This is a genomic window from Streptococcus australis (assembly GCF_015553625.1).
In the GTDB taxonomy this organism is placed as follows: Bacteria; Bacillota; Bacilli; order Lactobacillales; family Streptococcaceae; genus Streptococcus; species Streptococcus australis_B.
The window spans coordinates 103,626-125,445 of the sequence record NZ_JADNGY010000006.1 but is presented as its reverse complement, the minus strand read 5'-3'; the positions used below and the strand labels follow the sequence as shown (position 1 = coordinate 125,445).

The following is a 21,820-nucleotide window of genomic DNA, read 5'->3' as shown; positions in this document are numbered from 1 at the left end:
TTTTGACACAAGATTAGAGTTCTTCTTTGTAGTCGTAACCTAACTCTTCTGCTAATTTCGCGTATCCTTCACGTTCCAAACGCACAGCAAGTTCAGGACCACCTGAAAGGACCACACGACCTTCCATCATCACGTGAACCACATCAGGAGTAATATAGTTTAGGAGACGTTGGTAGTGGGTAATTATCATAGCACCGAAACCTTCGCCACGCATTTCATTGACCCCTTTTGAAACCACTTTAAGGGCATCAATATCTAAACCAGAGTCAATCTCATCAAGAAGGGCAAACTTCGGTTCCAACATCAACAATTGCAGAATTTCATTGCGTTTTTTCTCACCACCTGAGAAGCCTTCATTCAAATAACGCTCTGCCATTTCTTCCTTCATGTTGAGAAGTTCCATTTTTTCATCCAATTTTGTGATAAAATCACGAACAGAAATTTTTTCGTCTTCTTCTTTTCCAGCATTCATAGCTGCACGAAGGAATTCAGCATTGGTAATTCCTGGAATTTCTGATGGATATTGCATAGCAAGGAAAAGTCCCATACGAGCACGCTCATCCACTTCCAACTCAAGGATATTTACTCCATCAAATAGAATTTCACCTTTGGTAACTTCATAGTTTGGATTCCCCATAATGGCTGCAGATAGGGTTGATTTCCCTGTTCCGTTAGGACCCATAATGGCTGCGATTTCTCCTGTTCTAAGGGTCAAGTTCACGCCTTTCAAAATTTCCTTGCCTTCAATTTCTACATGAAGATCTTTAATCTCTAATACTGACATTTGTATTCCTTTCTGCTATAGAGTTTTGTCTTATCTAGTATAACAAAAAAAAGCCTAAAAGGCTTTTCTGGTGTTTAGAATCGTTCTTATTTAGTCTTGTTTTTTCTATTTTGTCGAACTTCCTCTCGATAGGCAGAATTCCCTATATAGCGTAAACAATTGAGAAGCGGACTATGGTGAGGACCTAGGACTCCAATTAATTCCGCTAAGAGCTCAACCCCTAATACCAAACCAATGACAAGAAGAACTCCGCCGATACGAGTAGAGATATTCAACAGCAGAGAGATCATAGCAAAAATCATCGAAATTCCATAGATAACCAAAACGGTTCCGCGATGCGTCAAGCCCAAAGAAAGTAAACGATGGTGCAAGTGATTCCGATCTGGTGCATAAAACTTCTGACCAGAGAGAGTCCGACGGACAATTGCTAAAAAGGTATCCGTAATTGGAACTCCCAAGATAATCATCGGCGTAACAACCGCAACAGCTGTTGCATTCTTAAGACCTTGCAAGGACAAAACAGCGATCATAAAACCAATGAAGAGGGCTCCTGTATCTCCTAAATAAAGAATCGCTGGATGATAATTAAAGGGGAAGAAACCAGCAATGGCCATGACTAAGACAAAAATCGTCATGGTCAAAAAGAGATTGGGCACTGGGAGAAAGAAATGAGAAACAATCCCCATCGTCACCAAGGAAATAATCGAAACTCCACTGACCAGGCCATCCAAACCATCAATTAGGTTGACTGCATTGGTAATAGAAATGATCCAAATGACTGTTAAAATATACGACAACCATGGATCAAAATGAAGAAATGGACCCCCGAAAGGGATCTTAAAATCATCCAAGCGAAAATCTGTAAAAAACCAGATCACACTAGATCCTAGGAAAATCCCCAGCATCTTTAACCGCGGTGATAATTCTTTTATATCATCAACTAAACCAGTCAGGCCAATGATCCATCCTCCGACAACAACTGGTATGGTATAGGTCAGGTAAGATGTCTTAGTTACATACCCCTTTGTAATCATCGGCAACAAAAGTAAAGTCGCAATGGTAAAAGCAAGAATAATAGCTAAACCACCAGCGCTGGGCATGGGTTTCTTATTGATCCGACGCGCATTCGGATAGTCTACGGCATCTATTTTAAACGCCAATAACCTCACAAAAGGAGTTAGAATCAAACTGATCAAAAAAGTTGCAATCAGGACCAGGATAAATTGTAATGGAAAAGTAATCATACCAAATTAACCTTTTGAAGTTCGTGAATAGCATCTGAGACGAGCAAGAGATGACCATGTTCCTGGAGGACAGCTCTAGTAGTATCTGTATCTTCCGCATATTCACGCATGGTCGCCAAGAGCCAACCTGGATAATCTTGCGGACACCCTTCCAAATCGATCAGGATGGTTAAATAGTAAATCCCGTCCATTTTATAAAGTTCCGAAGTCTCGACAGCATAATGAACTGTTTTTGTAAACCGAATCACTTCTTCTAACTGAGAAAACTGGAGGATATAATAAATATACCGTGTATCTAGTGGATGATTCGGTGTGTCTTCTTCTGAAAGCTGATTTTCATCAGCCAATTCCTCAGCTTCTAAATGACGAATAGCATCACCGTCTCCCTTACTCTTTTCAGAGATGGTCTTTTCCAAGGTTTTGATAAATTCGTCCGGAGACATTTGCGACAATTCTTCCATATCAGGCAAGTCGGAAAAATCTTCAAAATTTAGATGTTGATCAATTTTTGATTTGGTCACAAAAACATCGAGCTTATCTGGCTTAGGAGTCACTCGGAAACTCAACATGCCACTGTCTAAGAAGCTTTCTGGCATTTCCAATTCATCTAAGATGGTATAGAAAAATTCTTCTGTTTTTTCTTGAGGCACCAAAAAATCGGCCATTTCCATGCCCCGTTCTTCTAAATCCTCTAATTGAATCGTGATTTTAATGGTTGAATCACTGATTTGCTTCATCTTCATGATTGCACCTCATACTATTAGTCTTTCTATTATACTAAAAAGGGACATATATTTCAAAACATGACCCCCCACCTCAGATATGAAAAAACCTTAAAAAAAGAGCACTTCCTCTCCCCCCTCAAACATAGCCATTTGAAGAGAAAGAAGAAGCACTCCTATCTCATGATTAGATAAAGATTTTAATCACTGCATAGACCAGCAAAATCGCTCCCAAAACAATCCGATACTTTCCAAAAACCGTGAAGTCATGAGTTTTAACATAATCTGTCAAGAAGCGAATCGCTACCATACTGACTCCGAAGGCAACTGCCATAGCGACCAAAAGAATCGTTCCTTGACTGAAGCTTAAAGCATTTCCTCCCAAGACAAACTTAGCGACCTTCAACAGGCTAGCTCCAAACATGGCAGGAATCCCCAGATAGAAGGTAAATTCTGTTACAACTGAGCGACTAACTCCATTGACCAAACCACCTACAATCGTTGCACCTGACCGACTGGTTCCTGGAAAAAGTGACAAGACTTGGAACAAACCAATATAGAGAGCTGTCTTATAAGGTAGCTTGTGCAATTCTGTCACTTCCGGCTCCACTTGCTCCCGTTTTTCAAGGTAAATAAAGGCCCACCCATAGGTGATCAGCATGATGGCTACAGAAAAAGAGTTATGAAAATGAGCTTCAAACCAATCATCCAATTTAAAGACAAAGAGCAAAGGCAGGGTCGCTACAGCAACCTTGGCCCACAATTGCCAAGTCCGTCTCACCTCTTTTTTCGATTTCCCCGGCTTAAATGGATAAAGCTTGTCGAAATAAATCACGACAACAGCCATAATGGCACCAAGCTGAATCACGACATTAAACATCTCCATAAAGGCAGGATTTTGATCCTTAAACTGGATAAAGTCTTGAATCAAAATCAAATGACCTGTACTTGAGATTGGAAGCCACTCTGTGACTCCTTCAACAATTCCAAAAAGAATCGCTTTTATCAGTTCAATGATAAACATCTTTTTCTCCTAAACTTACATTTGCTATATTATAACACATTTCTAGCCATAGAACCAGATGCGCTTGCAAGGATGCATAGACTAAAAGAAGTGAGGTAGATCCTACCTCACTTCTCTAAAATTGTAACTACAACTGTAGCTAGCTAGCACTTGTGCGACTCTAAAAAGCACCGAAGCCACCGCCACCACCGCCACCAGAGAAGCCACCACCAGAACTACCACTTGAAGACACTGTAAAATGACTAGCAGTTGTCGCGGTCGTTCCATAAGTAGATAAGAGATGGCTGGAATGGATCAGATTACTACGAAATGGAGTGTAGACATAGGCATCCATACTTGGGTTATCCAAGTGGATTTGACGAAGTTTCATCACTTTACTTACTTGATCTGCAAAACCAAACAGAGTAGCATAGACTAATAAGCGATTCCATAAAACCAGCGATTGAACTTCTGCTTCTTCCAAATGAGCGATATCCCGCAACATATTACGGAAGCTATCCCAGTAATAGCGCTGTTCTGCACCGAGGTCCGTTGGGACTCCATCCCGTCGATAGAGGGTGAACTTCCCTTGGAAGGATGCCGGAAGAATCCACATTACCAACACATAGATCACACAAAAGATAGAGAGCCAATTCAAGATGAAATAAGCAATTAGACCGGCTACCAAAGCGATGCTCCATGCAGCCCATCCAAAGAAGAGACACATACGACCTGCACGTTCCTCCCCTACCTCTAAAGGACGGTAGTAAGGAGAAAGGGCAAAGGTTTGGATCTTTTGTTGAACTGCCTGAGCGACACGAGAAATCGCTGCATCAATCCGATCTTGCGCTTGTTTTCCTCTCTTGCGAATGGCATCTTGCTCTTTCTCAGACGCATATTTATAGAGAGAATCCGAAATTTCATAATCTGAAAACAAGTCATCTGTTCTACAATATTTTTGAGAACCGAAAGCAAGTCTAAGAAACTCGCGCTCAAATTCATCCAATGTATCTTCATTTTGAATCGTTAAAACTGTATGAGTATCGTATTGCTCACAGATGATATTTTTTCGATCAATCAAATCAAGTAAGGTTGCTTGCACCAACTGATCAAATTTAAAGGCGCCCCGAGCATGTTTTTTGGTTGGAGAAATCTCATCTAGCTCTGTAGAGTATACAATCGAGGCCATTAGTAGAGGCGCAACGTCATTTGGAATCTCATACAAGCGGCTATTTTTCGGGAAAACTCTGGTAGAAGTCACAGATTGTATGAATCGATGACGATAATAAATAGCAAGAAGAAGGAAGAACAGAATAAGGATTGGGAGTAGGACCTTCATAAATAAGCGAATCCAGGTCCGTTTTTGAACAATTCCTGCTTCCGTCCGATGATAGTTGGACTCCTCCATCAAACCTGTATCGCGATAGGATTCCCCAAAGGAAGCTACATCCGATTTCCGCCAGTAAGCATAAATCTCAACACCTTCTTTTCGTTTCAGATTCTCTAGAGTAGCCTTATAGTTTGCTTCTTCTTTCTGAACAGTTGCCTCAGCCCCCATATAAGCCGTATGGATATTCAGTTCCGATTTCGAGGCAGCTGTAGCAAATTTCGGGATAACCTGTAACTCTACTTTTTTGACCTCTTGATCCCCATCACTGATTGGTTTCCAGTTCAATAATAGGATATCTTGGTGAACATAGAGCAGGTTTTTTAAGCGCCAGGTAACCTTTATCTTGACAGTATCCCCTGCACTTCCGCCGTTATAAATCTTTACCTGATAACCATCGCCTAAATTTTGAACTTCTGGTTCTTGCGACAAGGTTCTACCTTCCACTTCCACCAAAGGAGGAATTACTATTTCAAAACCTTGAGGCATTTTACCAGCACTTCCCAGGCTGACATATTGACCATTATAGGAAGTTGTAAAATGATAGACCAATTCTTCCTCATAGGTAGCATCGTCCCAAGTTTCCAAGGTAAGAGTCCCCCGATAAGACTGAACCTCATAGGAAGGACCATCCGCTTTTACAAAACCTGTTATAAATAGACAGGCCATCACTGCCAATAGAACATACAGAATTTTTTTCATTTCCCCTATACTCCTTTGGTTTATTATAGCATTTTTTCATGAAAAGGTTATCAGGTTTGAAAAGTAGACCAATTTCCTGTACAATAAGATGATACTATTTATAAAGGAAGAGGAGACTACATGAAAAAAACAATTTATGCTCTCTTTACCGGACTACTTTTATGTCTGGGAATGAGCCATATTGTCCAAGCAGATGAGTATCTCCGGATTGGAATGGAGGCTGCGTATGCTCCTTTCAACTGGACTCAAGAAGATGATTCAAATGGAGCCGTAAAGATTGATGGCACCAACCAATATGCCAATGGTTACGATGTTCAAATCGCCAAAAAAGTTGCTGAGGGACTAGGTAAAAAACCTCTGATCGTAAAAACATCTTGGAACGGACTAATTCCAGCCCTCACTTCTGGGAAAATCGATATGATCATCGCCGGGATGAGTCCTACTGCTGAGCGCAAAAAAGAGGTTGCCTTTTCTAATAGCTACTATACTAGTGAGCCAGTCATGCTGGTCCGCAAAGATGGAAACTATGCGAATGCCACTAGTTTAGATGACTTTAAGGATGCCAAGGTCACCTCTCAACAAGGGGTCTACCTCTACTCGCTCATCTCCCAACTCAAGGGTGCAAAACAAGAAACTGCGATGGGAGACTTTGCTCAAATGCGTCAAGCTTTAGAATCTGGTGTTATCGATGCCTATGTTTCTGAGCGTCCAGAAGCCTTGACAGCTGAGTCCGCTAATTCAAAATTTAAGATGATCCAATTCAAAAAAGGATTTGAAGTTGGGGAAGAAGATGCGACCATCGCTATCGGGATGAAGAAGGGTGACGCTAGACTTGACCAAGTCAATGCAGCACTAGCGAAAATCTCATCTGAAGACCAAGTCAAACTCATGGATGATATGATCAAGAAGCAACCAGCTTCCAGCGATGCTAGCGATGATGAGCAGACTTTCTTCAGCCAAATGATAAAGATTTTGAAAGATAATGGCCCACAGTTCTTACGTGGAACTGGTATGACCCTCCTCATCTCCATGACGGGAACCATTGCTGGTTTGATTATCGGTTTGTTAATCGGTGTCTTCCGGACTGCGCCTATGTCTAAGAACAAGGCCGTCGCTGCCTTGCAATCATTCTTTGGTTGGTTCCTCAATGTCTACATTGAGATCTTCCGTGGAACTCCGATGATCGTTCAATCCATGGTTATTTTCTACGGTTCCGCCCAAGCCTTCAACATTTCCTTGGATCGTACCTGGGCCGCCATCTTTATTGTTTCGATCAATACAGGGGCTTATATGAGCGAGATTGTTCGTGGAGGAATCTTAGCAGTGGATACTGGTCAGTTTGAAGCAGCAACTGCTCTAGGAATGACCCATGGACAAACCATGCGCAAGGTCGTCCTTCCTCAAGTTATTCGCAATATCTTGCCAGCGACAGGGAATGAATTTGTCATTAACATCAAGGATACATCTGTCTTGAATGTTATCTCCGTGGTCGAACTTTACTTTACAGGAAATACGGTCGCAACTCAAAACTACCAATACTTCCCAACCTTTACTATTATTGCGGTTATTTACTTTATCCTGACTTTCACTATCACCCGTATCCTTCGTTATATCGAACGTCGCTTAGATTCTGATACCTATACTACAGGTGCCAATCAAATGCAAGTCAAAGAGGTGAAATAATGGCAGAAAAAATACTTGAAATCAAACACTTAAAAAAATCCTACGGTCAAAACGAAGTTTTGAAGGACATCTCTCTTTCAGTTGAGAAGGGTGAAGTAATCTCTATCATTGGGAGCTCTGGTAGTGGGAAATCTACCTTCCTTCGCTCCATCAATCTCTTAGAGACACCGACTGATGGGGAAATCCTCTACCGGGGGCAAAACGTTCTCGATCCTGATTACGATCTCACCCACTATCGGGAAAAATTGGGCATGGTGTTCCAAAGCTTCAACCTATTTGAAAACTTAAATGTCTTAGAAAACACCATTGTCGCTCAAACAACTGTCCTAAAACGGGACAGAGAAACGGCAGAGAAGATTGCTAAAGCGAATTTAGAGAAAGTTGGTATGGGAGAACCTTATTGGGCTGCTCGTCCAAAACAACTTTCAGGAGGGCAAAAACAACGGGTCGCTATCGCTCGTGCTCTCTCTATGGATCCTGATGCCATTTTGTTCGATGAACCAACCTCTGCTCTGGACCCTGAAATGGTCGGAGAAGTGCTTAAAATTATGCAAGACTTAGCCAAAGAAGGCTTAACCATGATCGTGGTCACCCACGAAATGGAATTTGCACGAGACGTCTCAAGTCGTGTTATCTTTATGGACAAGGGGGTCATCGCTGAACAAGGTGATCCTAAAGAAATCTTTACCAATCCAAAAGAAGAACGGACCAAAGAATTCTTACAACGTTTCTTAAACTAAAACAAACTCCCTCACTGGAAATCCTTCCGATGAGGGAGTTTTTAAATACCATCAATTGAAAGCTCGATTCCACACATAAACTTGTTGAAATCCTTTGATAGATATGAAGAAATCTAGTGATACTTTCCTACGATATCCTGATTTATACTATATAAAAAGAAGGGAAGCTTTTTCCCTTCTTTTTTATATCTAAGTTTAATTTTCGAATTTTTGATGATTCTTATCATAAAAATCGATCAAGCCAAGCGCAGTTTCAAACGAAATGTTTTTCACTTTTGCACGACCTTGCGCAAGTGCAATGATAGACATTTCACGGGCGTTCGTTTCTTTACTGATACGATAGCCAGTGATCTTTTTATCACGTACCCAACCAACAACTGATTCCACTTTTTCGAAGTTCGATTTAGCCATGATTCTTCTCCTATATTATTATTTCCAATACTAATATAAAATTTTTTGCATATTTTGTCAACCATAATAGCTGAAAATACGAACAATTTTAAAAAAGTCAGATATTTTGTTATTTAGCTTTTAAAGCTGAGAGGATTTGGGTGCGAATATTCTCTACGCCATCCGGATTTGCTGGTAAGAAGAGGGTATTGGTACCTTGTTTTTCTGCAAAATTATTCAAAGTATCCAAATATTGGTTGGTCAAGAGAATCGACATAATCTGTTCTTCTGTCAAATTCACATTGGTGTCTTTCAATTCCTTGATAGAATCTGCCAAACCATCTACAATGGCCTTCCGTTGCTCTGCAATCCCGACCCCGTGAAGGCGATCTTTTTCAGCCTCCGCTTCGGCTGCGGTAACAATTTTAATCTTGTCCGCTTCAGCCAATTCTTGAGCAGCCACACGTTTCCGTTGAGCAGCGTTGATCTCATTCATTGACTGCTTGACTTCCGCATCTGGTTCAACCTTGGTAATCAAGGTTTTTACAATGATATACCCGTAGGTTGACATTTCTTCAGCTACTTGTTTTTGAACCTCAAGGGCGATTTCATCCTTTTTCTCAAACAATTCATCCAAGGTCAACTTTGGAACAGATGAGCGCAGAGCATCTTCGATGTAAGATTTGATCTGAGCTTCTGGGCGCATCAATTTGTAGTAAGCATCCGTTACATTGTTTTCATTTACACGGTATTGTGTTGCGACATTCATGGTAACGAATACGTTATCTTGTGTCTTAGTTTCGACCACAATCTCGCTTTGCAAGAGACGCAATTGCACACGTGCAGCAATTTTATCGATACCAAATGGTGCACGGACATGAATCCCACTGTTGCTGATCTTTTGGTAGCGTCCAAAACGCTCAATAATCGCAACAGATTGTTGTTTCACCACATAGAGTGAGCTAATGAATACAGTAGCTCCAACTACTAGAATAGCCAATAGAAAAATCCAAATCATTTCCTGATTCTCCTTTATATTTTATTACTTTTTTGAAGTGACTCTTTGTTAAAGAAGCCATCATACCAACATGTTATAGAGGGTTTCATTTCCATTTAGGTTAATGAAAGAAGGGTCAAATTGTTCAATCCGATTGATCAGACCTGCATAGTCATGCTTATCTGCCAAAGCAACCCCAATCAAGACTGGGCCAGTCCCCTTACTTGCTCGTTTGATGTACTCAAACCGCGTGATATCGTCATTTGGTCCTAAGATATCATTTACAAATTCTCGAAGAGCTCCTGGACGTTGCGGGAAGTTGACGATAAAGTAGTGTTTGATACCATCATAGATCAAAGCTCGCTCTTCCATCTCTGGCATCCGGTTAATATCATTGTTCCCCCCAGAAATCACACAGCAAATGGTCTTTCCTTTGATATACTCTCTCAACACTTCTAAAGCCGCTACACTGGCAGCTCCAGCTGGTTCTGCAACCAAGCCTTGCTTAGAATAAAGATCAATCAAGGTCTCAGAGATCAAGCCCTCGTTGACGCCAATCAAGGTCTCAACATTTTTTTTCGTTGCCTCATAAGTCAACTGGCCTACCTTTTGAACAGCAATCCCATCCGCAAACTTATCAATCTGTTTGAGTTTTACCGGGCCTCCAGCTTCAAAGGCTGCCTTCATCGACCGAGCCCCATCTGCTTCAATTCCAATAACCTCGATGTCCGGCGCTTGTTCCTTGATATAGGTAGATACTCCGGCGATGAGGCCACCTCCACCAACTGGTACTAACACCGCATCGAAGTCGATGGACTCTTTTTTAGCTTCCTCTAGAATTTCGTAGGCTACAGTTCCTTGACCTGCTTGGACATTGGCATCATCAAATGGATCAATGAAGGTACAGTTTTTAAGCTCGGTATATTCCTGCGCAGCCTTAGAAGAAGCATCAAAAGTATCTCCTACTAATTTAATGGTCACATATTCTCCACCGAAGAAACGAACCTGGCTAATCTTTTGCTGAGGTGTCGTAATCGGCATAAAGATGGTCGCTGGGATTTTCATCTCCCGGCAGGTGTAGGCAACTCCTTGAGCGTGGTTGCCCGCTGAGGCACAGACCACTCCTCGTTCTCTCTCTTTCGCATGTAACTGAGAAATCGCGTAGTAGGCTCCACGAATCTTAAAGGAACGAACCCGTTGCGCATTTTCCTTCTTTAAATAGATTTTTGCTCCATACTTTTCGGATAAATAATGATCATAATCTAAGGGAGTCTCAACAACCACACCCTTTAAGACCTTGTGGGCTTTTATGATATCTTTCGATGTTATCATGGTCTTCCTCTTCTTCTCCTTATTTCATCTAATTATATCAAAAGACTGCAAAAATTTCAGCGTGTTTTCCAAATTTTCAGAAAAATCACCCAAAATGTTCGATATGCCACGTCTCTTCATACAGATTCTGCTAAATGGTTGAAAATACCTTCCAATCCATCTCTGCTATTGATGAAAAAGAAGTTGGGATTTCTCCCAACTTCACCATCACCTCATTAGTTATAGATTTTAAAGGCGTCGTCGTCATTTTTTCCAACGAATGGCATTGCTTTACGCAATTCAGCACCAACTTTTTCGATTTCAAGGTTAGCCGCTTGTTCACGGTAAGCAGTCAATTTTGGACGACCAGCTTTGTAGTCGTTCACAAAGTCGTTGGCGAATTTACCATTTTGGATATCCGCAAGAACGGCTTTCATGTTTTCTTTCACTTGTTCAGTGATGACACGTGGACCTGACACATAGTCACCGTATTCAGCAGTGTTTGAAATTGATTGACGCATTTTCTTGAATCCACCTTCGTAGATCAAGTCAACGATGAGTTTCATTTCGTGAAGTACTTCAAAGTAAGCCAATTCTGGAGCGTATCCAGCTTCCGTCAAGACTTCAAAACCTGCTTCGATAAGGGCAGTCAAACCACCACAGAGAACGGCTTGTTCACCAAACAAATCTTCTTCAGTTTCTTCTTTGTATGTTGTTTCCAAAAGACCAACACGTGCTGAACCAACACCTTTACACCAGTCCATAGCGATATCTTTAGCATTTCCTGTAGCATCTTGGTAGACAGCGTAAAGCGCAGGAACACCAAATCCTTCTTCATACGTACGACGTACCAAGTGACCAGGTCCTTTAGGCGCACACATGAAGACATCTACATCTGCAGGAACTTTGATGAATTCGAAGTGGATGTTGAAACCATGTGCAAATCCAACAGCATTACCAGCTTCCAAGTTTGGAGCAATTTCTGCTTCGTACAATTCTTGTTGGATTTCGTCTGGAGCCAAGATCATGATGACATCAGCCAATTTAGTTGCTTCTGCTACTGTGTAAGTATCAAAACCATCTTCTTTTGCTTTATCAAAAGATTTACCTGGACGTACACCGATAATCACATCATGACCTGAGTCACGCAAGTTTTGAGCGTGGGCATGACCTTGTGAGCCATAACCGATAACGGCGATTTTTTTACCGTCAAGTGCTGCTACTTTTACATCTTTTTCGTATTCCATTTGAACTGCCATAGTTTTTTCTCTCTTTTCTATTTTTATTGCCTCTTAGGCTGTTTTAACAAATTTAGGTTGGATTTTAATCGCGGGTAAAGCCAGTTGCACCAGTCCGTGCGACATTTTTAATCCCATAAGGACGAATGACACGCAAGAGAGCTTCGTTCTTCTCTGCATTTCCTGTCATCTGCACGGTGATGGAGCTTGGAGCCACGTCAACCACAGTCGCGCGGAAGGGCTGGATAATAGCCAACAATTCTGCTCGTTTCTCTGCTGGTGCAGAGACCTTGATCAGAATAACTTCACGCTCTAGGTGAGGTTTATCTGTAATGTCTCGGACGCGAATTACATCGACCTGGCGATTGAGTTGCTTGATGATTTGTTCGACTTCATCATGAGATGCAACATCGATGATGATGGTAATCCGCGATACATTCGGATTTTCTGTCGCTCCCACTGAGATGCTCTCAATGTTGACTTGTCGTCTAGACAAGACACCGGTAAAGCGGTTGAGAACCCCAGACCGGTTTTGAAGTTTGGCTGTTAACATTCTACGCATTAAACTTCACCCCCAACATCTCATGATTGCTCTTACCAGCTGGTACCATTGGTAGAACGTGTTCTTTCCGAGAAATGTCAATCTCGATGAACATTGGTACATCTTCGGTAATGACTTCCAAATCCTTCTCGAGGGTCTCGGGATTGTCAAATTTGTAGTTCTTAATCCCATAGGCTTGCGCCATCAATTGGAAGTCTGGCAAGGTTTCAAAGACGGACTCTGATGTTCGTCCATCATAGAAGGCTTCTTGCCACTGCCGAACCATCCCAAGTGAATGGTTATTGAGCATGATGACCTTGATCGGAATCTTGTAAACATTCAAGATTGCCAATTCTTGGTTGGTCATCTGGAAGCCACCATCTCCGACAAAGAGCACGACTTCTTTGTCTGGATTGGCAATCTTAGCACCAATTGCAGCTGGTACACCGAATCCCATGGTCCCTAGACCACCAGAAGTCACTAATTGCCGTTCGTTTTGATATGGGTAGTACTGAGCTGCCCACATTTGGTGTTGGCCAACGTCTGTCACGACGATGGCATCCCCCTTGGTCAACTCACCCACGCGTTCAATAACTGCTTGGGGTTGGACCACGCGTTCTTTCTTATCGTAAGAACGAACCCGGTTCTTATCTTTTGTGACCTTCTCGATCCATTTCTCCGTATTGTTGTGAACGACTGGCTCTGCCAACAATTGTTGTAGAGCTTTCTTCGCATCGCCAACGACGGGAATATCGACTGCAATGATTTTACCAATCTCTGCTGGGTCAATATCAATATGAGCGACTTTGGCATTCTTCGCAAAGGTCTTTGGATTTCCTGTCAGACGGTCATCGAAACGACAGCCAATACTGATCATGAAATCCGCTTCGGTCATGGCAATGTTGGCCGCAAAGGATCCGTGCATCCCACCCATTCCAAGGAAGAGAGGATGGTTTGTCGCAATCGTTCCCTGACCTAAAAGGCTAGTCACTACAGGGATCTGATAGCGTTCTGCTAAGGCTACCAATTCTTCTGCCGCTTCCGCATAGCTAACGCCACCCCCAGCCAAAAGGACTGGTTTCTTAGCCTTGCCCAATTGCTTCAAGATTTTCTTAATCTGCAATTCATTTGGCTCAATGGTCGGTTGGTAACTTGGAATGTTGATTGCTGGGTTGAATACATAATCTGTTTCTAAGGCAGAGACATCTTTTGGAAGGTCAATGACGACAGGGCCTGGACGACCAGTTGTCGCAATATGGACCGCTTCAGTAATAATCCGTGGAATATCTGCTGTCTCTCGTACTTGGTAATTGTACTTGGTGATCGGCATGGTAATCCCAACAATATCTGCCTCTTGGAAGGCATCCTTCCCGATACCGGAACGGTTGACCTGTCCAGTAAATACAAGAAGAGGGACACTATCACTCATGGCGTCAGCAATACCTGTAATGGCATTGGTTGCCCCAGGTCCACTAGTGACGACTGCGACACCCAACTTTCCAGTTGATTTGGCGTAGCCTTCCGCTTCATGCAAACACCCTTGTTCATGTCGACCAAGAATGTGTTTGATCCCTTTAAAACTATAAATAGCATCGTAAAGGGGCAAAACCGCTCCACCTGGGTACCCAAAAATGGTATCAATCCCAAGATCTCGAAGCGTTTCTAGCACAAGCTCTGAACCTGTCTTTGCAGTTTCTAAGGTAATTTTCTCCATGTCTCTCCTTTCTGTTTCTTTGATTATCAAATGAGCATGCTACTATCATATCATTTTTGGAAAATATTTCAAGTAAAAATCACAAATTTTCTGAATTTTCTATCCAAATCCGAATAATGAGAGCTCTCCTAAAAAATTGACAAATCTAATCAAAAAAGAGGCTGGGACAAAAGTCCTAGCCTCTCAATTGTCTTTGGATTGTCGAGCAAGACGCAGTGGTTGAGTGGGCTCTACTACGCTGATTTCATCAGCTTTTACAGCCCTACTCAACTGTGCGGAGGTGGGACGACGAAATCGAATTCTAACCAATTACCGATTTCTGTCCCACTCTCTTTTCTTCCTTATAACCAACCCTTTTCTTGGGCAATCTTTGCTGCCTCAGTCCGATTCTCTGCATTTAACTTGGTCAGAATGGCTGACATATAATTGCGGATGGTCCCGTTAGAGAGAAATAATCGATCAGCAATTTCTTGGTTGGAAGCTCCTTTGGCGACTTCTTTTAGGACTGCTTGCTCCTGAGAACTTAGAGGATTGGGATGGGTCAAGATTCCCTCCATTAATTCAGGAGAATATTCTTTTTGACCTGCCAAAACCGTATGAAGAGTAGCCATCAAGTCCGTGATGCGGCGTTCTTTTAAGACATAGGCATCGACTCCAGCCTTCAGGGCCCGCTCAAAGTAACCCGGCCGCTTAAAGGTGGTAACGATGACAACCTTGAGCTGGGGTTGTTGACTTTTGGCCCATTCCAACACTTCTAGCCCTGTTTTGATGGGCATCTCAATATCTAAGATAGCAATATCGACTGGATGGGTTTCGAGTAAGCGAATAGCTTCTTGCCCGTCTCCAGCCTGCAAGACTTCTTCTACATCCTCTTGCAAAAGCAAGAGCTGACAGAGGGCATCGCGTAACATACTTTGGTCTTCAGCAACTAATAAGCGCATCTTATTTCCTTTCTTGATAGGGGATCCGTATTTCTATGCGGGTTGGCTTGTGACGACGACTGATCTCTAACTCTCCTCCCAATAAGGCAATCCGTTCGCGGATCGAGTGCAGATCCTTATCGGAAACTTTACTAAAGCCGATGCCATTGTCTTCTGCAACCATTTCTACACCTGTCTCGGTGGAGCAATAAGAGAGAAAGGCCTGCGTCGCTTTGGCATGTTTGATCATATTGGTAGCTAATTCCAGAGACACCATGGCCAGAGCAGACTCTAGGATCGGCGAGATGCTGGCTGTATCGAGATCGTTTTGGATCTCCACTTTGACTTGCGCCACTTCGAGCATTTGCTGGACGGTTTCTAGCTCTCTTGCCAGGGTTCGTTGCTTCAAATTCTCCACAATCTCTCGGACTTGGTGCATGGACTCCTGACTGATAGCTTGAATCTCTTGCACCTGCTCCTGCGCCTTCTCAACCTGACCCAATGCTAAGAATTGATCAGCCAGGTCTGCCTTGACACTCAGCATGGCAAAGGTGTGGCCCAGACTGTCATGTAGATCACGGCCAATCCGATGGCGCTCGTTTTCTGCCAGCAAGAGATTGATCTGGGCATTTTGCTTGGCATGGTCAGCTTTCAACTCTTCCATCATCTCAGCCCGGACCATACTATAGGTCATAATCGCGATGAACAAGCAGATGATCAGTACAAAAAGCCAATCATTTTCTCCCATATCTCTATTAAATAACAAGGCTCCCAAAAGGATCAGTTGTGATAAAAAGGCCGTCCAAAGAAAGGGAGAACGAAAATTGTGGACTCTAAAACGATAAACTAAAATATTGCTTAGATAATAGTAAAACCAACAAAAGCCTGTCCCAACATATAAGGTATTTCCACCTATGTAAGCCAATAGATAAATCCAAAAAATCCAGGTCAGTGTCCTATTTTCAACAATGAGGATTCCTAGATAGCTCATCATAAAGAAGATGGCTAAAAAGAAATGCCACCAGGGAATCTGCCCTAAGAAAATAGAAGCAAAGGGAAAGACCATAAAGATTAGGCCTACGTAAAACATATGGTGAATATGTTTGAGTTTTTCAATCATGAACGAACCTCAGAATGACGACGATAGACGATAACAAGGGCAAACAAGACCAGGGTAAACAAAGTTAAATAGACACTCGCAAAGACATTGACCTGCCCCTTGTTTAAAAAGGTCTTGATCAGTTCCATCAATTGATAGGTTGGTAAGCATTTGCCGATGGCTTGCATCCATTCTGGAAAGAGGCTAATGGGCATCCAAAGACCACCCATGACAGCCAGCCCCATGTAAAGGAGATTGCCCACAACAGACATCAATTGACTGGAAGGAAGCAGGGTCAAAACCAGACCGAGAGCCACAAAAGCTAGACTTCCTAGGATGAGAATAAAGGCTGCTAAGACCCAATCCTGTAGGGGCATATTCACATGCCGCACCACATGGCCCACGGTAAAGACAACTACAATCGATAGGAGAAAATCGACAAAGAGACCCACAACCTTTATTAGATAATATTCTACCATAGATACGGGGGTATGGCGCAAGACTTTTTGCCAATTATTGAGTCGATCGGTTTCAAGAACGGTTGGAAAAGAAAAGATAGCCGTAGACATCATAGAAAATGCCGTCATAGAAAGGAGATAATCCCTCATAAAGTGAGCGGGTGCCCCTGGTGTGTCCTGGTACATCCCTGAAAAGAAGAGATAAAAGGCCGTGGGCATCCCAATTGATAACAAGTAATAAATGGCTTGGCGTCTAGTCAAATGCCACTCAACCACGCCGAGAGCTTTCATGCGTTTCATCTTCTTTACCTACTTCCTTTGTATTTTCAAAAATAGAATCCAATAAACTTCGATTGGTCACTTCGATTTCTTGGATCGAACAGCCTTCTTCTTGTAATCGAAGCCACAAACGATTGGCATCACGTGTCACAATCTGAAGAGCATCGGGTTTAATGATTACTTCACTAACACCTTCCATCTCTGCTGCTAGAGCTTGGTAGCGCAAAGGCAAGGTGAAATGTTTTTCTACCTCTTCGCTTCTCATAGCGAGAGGCGTCGTATCCCGAAGCAAATGTCCCTGATGCAAGACCAAAATCCGATCAGCTGTATGCTCTACTTCCTCGATGTAATGGGAAGAATAGACAATAGTCACACCTTGGTCCTTTAAATGCCCGACGATCTCCCAAAAGCGTTGGCGAGTGGACGTATCCATGGCAGCCGTTGGCTCATCCAAAAATAGGAGACTGGGACGACCAATCAAGGTCAACACAAAGGATAAGAGACGCTTTTGCCCACCAGACAGCTTACTGGCTAATTGCTTCTTTTGTTCTGGAGTAAAACGCAATAAATCATCAATTTCTTCCCCTGTTAAGGGATTAGGATAAATAGAGCGAAAGAAGTTGATCAGTTCCTGCACGGTTAACTTTTGAACGATAGCATTCTCTTGAGGGAGATAGGACACACTAGCCTTTAACTGAGGATGACCAGGTGCCTTCCCCTCTACTTCAATGATTCCAGACGTCGCTTTCATATCTCCCAGAAGACAGTTCATCAAGGTTGTTTTCCCAGCTCCGTTTGGCCCGATCAAGGCCAGACAATCCCCTCTCTCGACTGTAAAAGAAAGATCTTCTAGGATCACCTTTCCTCTGATACTTTTGTTCAAGTTCTCTACTCTAATGACACTCATGAGACTCTCCTTTCAACCAAATCTGGCCAGCTGGAATGATGACATAGACGACCAAGGTCACTCCCCAAACCGTTTGGAAAAACCAGCTAGGAAAATGGGCAGAAAACCAGCCCGTCATCATCTCAGTTACCCAAAGGAGCAAACACAAAACAGCTACCAATCCAATTTCAAGTTTCTTTTTCATTGCTCCATCTCCTTTTTAACAGCCTTGATCATCTTCAATCCTTCTTGGACCGCCCAGCTCATGATGCCAATCCCAGCAAATAATTCCCAAGGAAAATGGTAATAGAGACTATCATCCTTTGAAAAGATCAAATAGACGACCATCCCCACCACTGTTAACGTAAACACTTTATAGAACCATTGTTTCATTTTTCCTTACCTCTTACTTTCTGACTATATTATAGCGAAAGAAAATAACAGCCACTAGATAATTTTGTCACTCGCTCACATGACAAATGTCATGGAAAATAAAAAAAGGCCGGACAAGAGTCCGAGCCTATGGTGCTGGGGTTTCTTCTTTGAAACCATGGAGTTTTAATCCTGTGAAAACGGTCGATGCCTTGATGTCTTTTAGGTCACCGATACCAAGATCTTTAAAGTAAGATAGATCTTTAACCTTGTCCCAATCAATGGTTTCCATATCAACAGAGACTGTTGAGGCTAATTTTTTCTCTGGAGTGACCTTATATTCGATACTGAAGCCAGCTGTGTCTTTCAGAGCCTTGTATTCTGAATCTGACTGCAAACCTTCATTGATAATTTTTGTCATTTCTTCAGGACTTAAATTAGCTGAATTAGTGGCAATTTTTTCTGGTAGGGCCGATAAAACATCTAACTTTAATTTCTGAACCTTATCACCTTTTGTCGTGATGGTGTAGCGATGTTGATTGCCATTGATTTCTGCAGTGAGAACCTTGGTTTCTTCCTTTGCCTCACTGGTAACAGTTTCACTTTTTTCTATCGAAGTAGTGGTTGAGCTTTTTGATGTTTCTGTGGACTGGGACTTAGTAGCACAACCCGTCATCACAAAAAGCAAAGCTCCTAAAAAGCAGATTACCTTTTTCATTTGCTTTTTTCTCCTATTTCTATTTTTCTAAAGTATAACATATCAAATAAAAATTGTCTAAAAACACCTATCTAATCGCTTTCATAAAGCTTTTTTTATCAAAAAAAGGGCCAAAAAATCATTTTTTGGCTCTTTTTCCTGCTATTTTTGAAATTTTTTGATTATTCAACGCTAAACAAATATGGGTAAACTGGTTGATTTCCTTGATGAATTTCGACTTCGACGTCCTCATATTTAGCCATCAAGTTTTGAGCCAAGTCATTGGCTACTTCTTCTTTACCATCTTCACCGATATAAATCGTGACAATTTCACTATCTTCGTCCAACATCTTGTCAAAGGTTGCTGTCAAGGTTTCCATCATATCTGGATTGGAAACGACGATCTTACCATCAACCATTCCAAGATTGTCGTTTTCATGGATTTCAAGACCATCAATAGTGGTATCACGAACGGCTGTCGTCACACTACCTGAAACAACATCTTCCAATGAAGCGCTCATGCGTTCGTAGTTTTCTTCGATCGACTTGCTCTCATCAAAGGCAAGAAGACTGGTCAATCCTTGAGGGATGGTCTTCGTCTCTACGACTGCTGCTGGTTGCTCAATGACTTCTGCTGCAGATTGAGCCGCCATCAAGATGTTTTTGTTATTTGGCAAGATAATGATGTTGCGCGCATTCAACTCTTCAACAGCTTTGACAAAGTCTTCTGTCGAAGGGTTCATGGTTTGACCACCAGAGATGATGTAATCCACTCCTTGCGCTTTGAAGATATCCGCTAAACCGTCACCCGCAACGACTGCAATAATCGCATATTCTTTTGCTTCAGCTGGTTTCGCTTGACGTTCTTCTTTTTCAACTTGTGCTTCGTGCTGGTTGCGCATGTTGTCGACTTTCACCTTAACCAAGCTTCCGTACTTAAGACCTTCTTGCATGACAAGACCTGGATCTTCAGTATGGACGTGGACTTTGACGATTTCATCATCGTTGACGACTAATAGAGAATCCCCAAGATTGTTCAAATAATTACGGAATTCGTCGTAGTCAAAGTCTTTGACATAGGTTGGACCTTGTTTCAAAGCGACCATGATCTCAGTACAGTAACCAAAGGTGATATCCTCGGTTGCCACATGGCCCGCTACGGACTTGTGGTGTTCTGCATTGATCATTTCTGACATGGTTGCTGGAGTCGCCACAAATTCTTCAGAAGCGATGAACTCTCCTGTCAAAGCTGATAGGAATCCTTCATAAATGAAGACCAAACCTTGACCACCAGAGTCCACTACACCAACTTCCTTCAATACAGGAAGCATATCTGGTGTTTTGGCAAGAGCTGTCTTAGCTCCTTCAAGGGCCGCACGCATGACTTCAACAGCATCATTGGTAGATTCTGCTTTTTTCTTAGCACCGATGGCAGCACCACGAGAAACGGTCAAGATGGTTCCTTCGACAGGCTTCATAACAGCTTTATAAGCTACTTCAACCCCTGCTTGGAAGGCTGCCGCAAGAGCTGCTCCATCCAATTCATCCTTGTCTTTGACACTTTGAGAAAATCCACGGAACAACTGAGAAGTAATAACCCCTGAGTTTCCACGCGCTCCCATCAAAAGCCCCTTCGCAAAGATATTTGCTGCTTCTCCGACAGTTGAAGCAGAGCGATCAGCTACTTCTTTTGCACCATTTTCAATGGTCATTCCCATGTTGGTTCCAGTATCACCGTCTGGTACAGGAAAAACGTTCAATGAATTGACATACTCGGCTTGTTTATTTAAGCGAGTAGCCCCTGCTTGGACCATTTCTTGAAATAAACTAGTTGTAATTTTAGACACGATTATTCTCCCACAATTTTAATGTTTTGGATATAGACGTTGACTGTATCCGTTGTGATTCCAAGTTGATTTTCTAAACTGAATTTGACACGCTCTTGAATATTTTTTGAGACTTCGCTAATCTTTGTACCATAGCTCAAAACAGTGTAAACATCAACCGCAATACTTCCTGCTTCCGCTGTTTTCACAACGACACCCTTAGAGTAGTTTTCCTTACCTAAGAGAGCTTGGAAATTATCTTTAATCGCGTTTTTGCTGGCCATTCCAACCACTCCAAAAATTTCAGTGGCTGCACCGCCTACAACAGTTGCGATGACATCATCGGTCAATTCAATTTGACCATCTTTTGTATTGATTTTTACTGTCATAATTTCTACCTCAAAAGTATTTTATATTCTATTTTACCATAAAAGAGGGCGCGTGTAAAAGGGATACACCTTTCTCCTATCGGTTGATACAAATGTCCAAAAAGAGAAAAGAAAAGGATCTCCAAGAGATCCTCATTTCTGATTAAACGCGTTCTACTTTACCAGATTTCAATGCACGAGCTGAAGCCCAAACTTTTTTAGGTTTACCATCGATAAGGACAGTTACTTTTTGAAGGTTTGGTTTTACGGCACGTTTGGTTTGGTTCATCGCGTGTGAACGGTTGTTTCCTGATACAGTCTTACGACCAGTAAAATAACATACTTTAGCCATTCTGTTTTGCCTCCTATTAGATCTAATATTACGGATGTGCTAGCACCACATACCGTACTATATTACCAAAAAAACTTTCTCTTGGCAAGACCTTTGAATAAGTTTTT

23 protein-coding genes are annotated in these 21,820 nt (G+C 42.2%); 2 read left to right on the top strand and 21 right to left on the bottom strand.

All coding sequences use genetic code 11. The features are described 5' to 3' along the window. Positions 1-13 precede the first annotated feature (13 nt). The 5 genes from sufC to I2D56_RS06785 all read right to left on the bottom strand — a co-directional run bounded on the left by sufC (position 14) and on the right by I2D56_RS06785 (position 5,842). The gene (sufC, locus tag I2D56_RS06805) at positions 14-784 is read right to left on the bottom strand and encodes a Fe-S cluster assembly ATPase SufC (RefSeq protein ID WP_023022208.1); all 771 of its coding nucleotides are present in this window, start codon (positions 782-784) and stop codon (positions 14-16) included. A gap of 86 nt (positions 785-870) precedes the next feature. Then, positions 871-2,028 carry a glycosyltransferase family 4 protein gene (locus tag I2D56_RS06800; RefSeq protein WP_195348245.1) on the bottom strand — a complete coding sequence of 386 codons (1,158 nt, stop codon included), beginning with the start codon at positions 2,026-2,028 and terminating at the stop codon, positions 871-873. Continuing rightward, complete coding sequence (gene mecA, locus I2D56_RS06795; protein WP_195348244.1) at positions 2,025-2,771, bottom strand: adaptor protein MecA; 747 nt, start codon at positions 2,769-2,771, stop codon at positions 2,025-2,027. Before mecA ends, I2D56_RS06800 begins: the two co-directional genes overlap by 4 nt. Positions 2,772-2,937: 166 nt before the next feature. Further along, positions 2,938-3,774 carry an undecaprenyl-diphosphate phosphatase gene (locus I2D56_RS06790; protein ID WP_023022205.1) on the bottom strand — a complete coding sequence of 279 codons (837 nt, stop codon included), beginning with the start codon at positions 3,772-3,774 and terminating at the stop codon, positions 2,938-2,940. Between the two features lie 160 nt (positions 3,775-3,934). Then, positions 3,935-5,842 carry a DUF2207 domain-containing protein gene (locus tag I2D56_RS06785; protein WP_195348243.1) on the bottom strand — a complete coding sequence of 636 codons (1,908 nt, stop codon included), beginning with the start codon at positions 5,840-5,842 and terminating at the stop codon, positions 3,935-3,937. A gap of 120 nt (positions 5,843-5,962) precedes the next feature. On the opposite strand from I2D56_RS06785, the gene I2D56_RS06780 reads away from it, so the two are divergent. Both I2D56_RS06780 and I2D56_RS06775 read left to right on the top strand, forming a co-directional pair. Then, a complete protein-coding gene (locus tag I2D56_RS06780) occupies positions 5,963-7,525 on the top strand; it encodes an ABC transporter substrate-binding protein/permease (RefSeq protein WP_129270470.1) in 1,563 nt (520 codons plus the stop codon). Beyond that, positions 7,525-8,265 (top strand): amino acid ABC transporter ATP-binding protein, encoded by a 741-nt coding sequence (locus I2D56_RS06775; RefSeq protein WP_009732258.1) that lies wholly within the window; start codon positions 7,525-7,527, stop codon positions 8,263-8,265. Before I2D56_RS06780 ends, I2D56_RS06775 begins: the two co-directional genes overlap by 1 nt. A 195-nt stretch (positions 8,266-8,460) precedes the next feature. Here the strand turns inward: I2D56_RS06775 and I2D56_RS06770 are convergent, their stop codons facing one another. The 16 genes from I2D56_RS06770 to rpmB form a co-directional block, all read right to left on the bottom strand. After that, positions 8,461-8,676 (bottom strand): hypothetical protein, encoded by a 216-nt coding sequence (locus I2D56_RS06770; protein ID WP_006594972.1) that lies wholly within the window; start codon positions 8,674-8,676, stop codon positions 8,461-8,463. 109 nt (positions 8,677-8,785) lie between these two features. Next, positions 8,786-9,673: an SPFH domain-containing protein gene (locus tag I2D56_RS06765; RefSeq protein ID WP_023022202.1), complete on the bottom strand. Its 888-nt coding sequence runs from the start codon at positions 9,671-9,673 to the stop codon at positions 8,786-8,788. A 60-nt stretch (positions 9,674-9,733) separates the two neighbouring features. Then, positions 9,734-10,984 carry a threonine ammonia-lyase IlvA gene (gene ilvA, locus I2D56_RS06760; protein ID WP_195324786.1) on the bottom strand — a complete coding sequence of 417 codons (1,251 nt, stop codon included), beginning with the start codon at positions 10,982-10,984 and terminating at the stop codon, positions 9,734-9,736. Positions 10,985-11,199: 215 nt separating this feature from the next. Continuing rightward, the gene (gene ilvC, locus I2D56_RS06755; RefSeq protein WP_023027688.1) at positions 11,200-12,222 is read right to left on the bottom strand and encodes a ketol-acid reductoisomerase; all 1,023 of its coding nucleotides are present in this window, start codon (positions 12,220-12,222) and stop codon (positions 11,200-11,202) included. A 64-nt stretch (positions 12,223-12,286) separates the two neighbouring features. Next, a complete protein-coding gene (gene ilvN / locus I2D56_RS06750) occupies positions 12,287-12,763 on the bottom strand; it encodes an acetolactate synthase small subunit (RefSeq protein ID WP_006594976.1) in 477 nt (158 codons plus the stop codon). Then, complete coding sequence (locus I2D56_RS06745) at positions 12,756-14,456, bottom strand: acetolactate synthase large subunit (RefSeq protein WP_048788759.1); 1,701 nt, start codon at positions 14,454-14,456, stop codon at positions 12,756-12,758. Before I2D56_RS06745 ends, ilvN begins: the two co-directional genes overlap by 8 nt. Positions 14,457-14,797: 341 nt before the next feature. Then, positions 14,798-15,397 (bottom strand): response regulator transcription factor, encoded by a 600-nt coding sequence (locus I2D56_RS06740; RefSeq protein ID WP_120701243.1) that lies wholly within the window; start codon positions 15,395-15,397, stop codon positions 14,798-14,800. A 1-nt stretch (position 15,398) separates the two neighbouring features. After that, the gene (locus I2D56_RS06735) at positions 15,399-16,124 is read right to left on the bottom strand and encodes a sensor histidine kinase (protein WP_229050199.1); all 726 of its coding nucleotides are present in this window, start codon (positions 16,122-16,124) and stop codon (positions 15,399-15,401) included. Between the two features lie 368 nt (positions 16,125-16,492). Continuing rightward, positions 16,493-17,233, bottom strand: coding sequence for an ABC transporter permease (locus I2D56_RS06730; protein ID WP_195348241.1), 741 nt, complete (start codon positions 17,231-17,233; stop codon positions 16,493-16,495). Further along, positions 17,202-18,119, bottom strand: a complete 918-nt coding sequence (locus I2D56_RS06725; RefSeq protein ID WP_195348240.1) for an ABC transporter ATP-binding protein — start codon at positions 18,117-18,119, stop codon at positions 17,202-17,204. Before I2D56_RS06725 ends, I2D56_RS06730 begins: the two co-directional genes overlap by 32 nt. Next, positions 18,106-18,303, bottom strand: coding sequence for a hypothetical protein (locus tag I2D56_RS06720; protein WP_048714779.1), 198 nt, complete (start codon positions 18,301-18,303; stop codon positions 18,106-18,108). The genes I2D56_RS06725 and I2D56_RS06720 overlap by 14 nt, the downstream gene beginning before the upstream one ends. After that, entirely contained in the window at positions 18,300-18,491 is a 192-nt protein-coding gene (locus tag I2D56_RS06715) for a hypothetical protein (RefSeq protein ID WP_014712940.1), read from the bottom strand. The genes I2D56_RS06720 and I2D56_RS06715 overlap by 4 nt, the downstream gene beginning before the upstream one ends. Before the next feature lie 127 nt (positions 18,492-18,618). Next, a complete protein-coding gene (locus I2D56_RS06710) occupies positions 18,619-19,188 on the bottom strand; it encodes an SP0191 family lipoprotein (RefSeq protein WP_154854537.1) in 570 nt (189 codons plus the stop codon). A 161-nt stretch (positions 19,189-19,349) separates the two neighbouring features. After that, the gene (locus tag I2D56_RS06705; RefSeq protein WP_048691480.1) at positions 19,350-21,014 is read right to left on the bottom strand and encodes a DAK2 domain-containing protein; all 1,665 of its coding nucleotides are present in this window, start codon (positions 21,012-21,014) and stop codon (positions 19,350-19,352) included. A 2-nt stretch (positions 21,015-21,016) separates the two neighbouring features. Next, a complete protein-coding gene (locus I2D56_RS06700; RefSeq protein WP_006594986.1) occupies positions 21,017-21,382 on the bottom strand; it encodes an Asp23/Gls24 family envelope stress response protein in 366 nt (121 codons plus the stop codon). A gap of 142 nt (positions 21,383-21,524) precedes the next feature. After that, the gene (rpmB, locus tag I2D56_RS06695; RefSeq protein ID WP_001140948.1) at positions 21,525-21,713 is read right to left on the bottom strand and encodes a 50S ribosomal protein L28; all 189 of its coding nucleotides are present in this window, start codon (positions 21,711-21,713) and stop codon (positions 21,525-21,527) included. Positions 21,714-21,820 lie beyond the last annotated feature (107 nt).

What these genes read in the sequence shown, in the direction of transcription:
- ilvA (WP_195324786.1), bottom strand. Translation starts at nt 10,984, where the DNA reads ATGATAACATCGAAAGATATCATAAAAGCCCACAAGGTCTTAAAGGGT.
- ilvC (WP_023027688.1), bottom strand. Translation starts at nt 12,222, where the DNA reads ATGGCAGTTCAAATGGAATACGAAAAAGATGTAAAAGTAGCAGCACTT.
- I2D56_RS06770 (WP_006594972.1), bottom strand. Translation starts at nt 8,676, where the DNA reads ATGGCTAAATCGAACTTCGAAAAAGTGGAATCAGTTGTTGGTTGGGTA.
- I2D56_RS06740 (WP_120701243.1), bottom strand. Translation starts at nt 15,397, where the DNA reads ATGCGCTTATTAGTTGCTGAAGACCAAAGTATGTTACGCGATGCCCTC.
- I2D56_RS06775 (WP_009732258.1), top strand. Translation starts at nt 7,525, where the DNA reads ATGGCAGAAAAAATACTTGAAATCAAACACTTAAAAAAATCCTACGGT.
- I2D56_RS06710 (WP_154854537.1), bottom strand. Translation starts at nt 19,188, where the DNA reads ATGAAAAAGGTAATCTGCTTTTTAGGAGCTTTGCTTTTTGTGATGACG.
- sufC (WP_023022208.1), bottom strand. Translation starts at nt 784, where the DNA reads ATGTCAGTATTAGAGATTAAAGATCTTCATGTAGAAATTGAAGGCAAG.
- I2D56_RS06745 (WP_048788759.1), bottom strand. Translation starts at nt 14,456, where the DNA reads ATGGAGAAAATTACCTTAGAAACTGCAAAGACAGGTTCAGAGCTTGTG.
- I2D56_RS06780 (WP_129270470.1), top strand. Translation starts at nt 5,963, where the DNA reads ATGAAAAAAACAATTTATGCTCTCTTTACCGGACTACTTTTATGTCTG.
- I2D56_RS06720 (WP_048714779.1), bottom strand. Translation starts at nt 18,303, where the DNA reads ATGAAAAAGAAACTTGAAATTGGATTGGTAGCTGTTTTGTGTTTGCTC.
- I2D56_RS06785 (WP_195348243.1), bottom strand. Translation starts at nt 5,842, where the DNA reads ATGAAAAAAATTCTGTATGTTCTATTGGCAGTGATGGCCTGTCTATTT.
- I2D56_RS06725 (WP_195348240.1), bottom strand. Translation starts at nt 18,119, where the DNA reads ATGAGTGTCATTAGAGTAGAGAACTTGAACAAAAGTATCAGAGGAAAG.
- ilvN (WP_006594976.1), bottom strand. Translation starts at nt 12,763, where the DNA reads ATGCGTAGAATGTTAACAGCCAAACTTCAAAACCGGTCTGGGGTTCTC.
- I2D56_RS06700 (WP_006594986.1), bottom strand. Translation starts at nt 21,382, where the DNA reads ATGACAGTAAAAATCAATACAAAAGATGGTCAAATTGAATTGACCGAT.
- I2D56_RS06790 (WP_023022205.1), bottom strand. Translation starts at nt 3,774, where the DNA reads ATGTTTATCATTGAACTGATAAAAGCGATTCTTTTTGGAATTGTTGAA.
- I2D56_RS06765 (WP_023022202.1), bottom strand. Translation starts at nt 9,673, where the DNA reads ATGATTTGGATTTTTCTATTGGCTATTCTAGTAGTTGGAGCTACTGTA.
- I2D56_RS06730 (WP_195348241.1), bottom strand. Translation starts at nt 17,233, where the DNA reads ATGAAACGCATGAAAGCTCTCGGCGTGGTTGAGTGGCATTTGACTAGA.
- I2D56_RS06735 (WP_229050199.1), bottom strand. Translation starts at nt 16,124, where the DNA reads ATGGGAGAAAATGATTGGCTTTTTGTACTGATCATCTGCTTGTTCATC.
- mecA (WP_195348244.1), bottom strand. Translation starts at nt 2,771, where the DNA reads ATGAAGATGAAGCAAATCAGTGATTCAACCATTAAAATCACGATTCAA.
- I2D56_RS06715 (WP_014712940.1), bottom strand. Translation starts at nt 18,491, where the DNA reads ATGAAACAATGGTTCTATAAAGTGTTTACGTTAACAGTGGTGGGGATG.
- rpmB (WP_001140948.1), bottom strand. Translation starts at nt 21,713, where the DNA reads ATGGCTAAAGTATGTTATTTTACTGGTCGTAAGACTGTATCAGGAAAC.
- I2D56_RS06800 (WP_195348245.1), bottom strand. Translation starts at nt 2,028, where the DNA reads ATGATTACTTTTCCATTACAATTTATCCTGGTCCTGATTGCAACTTTT.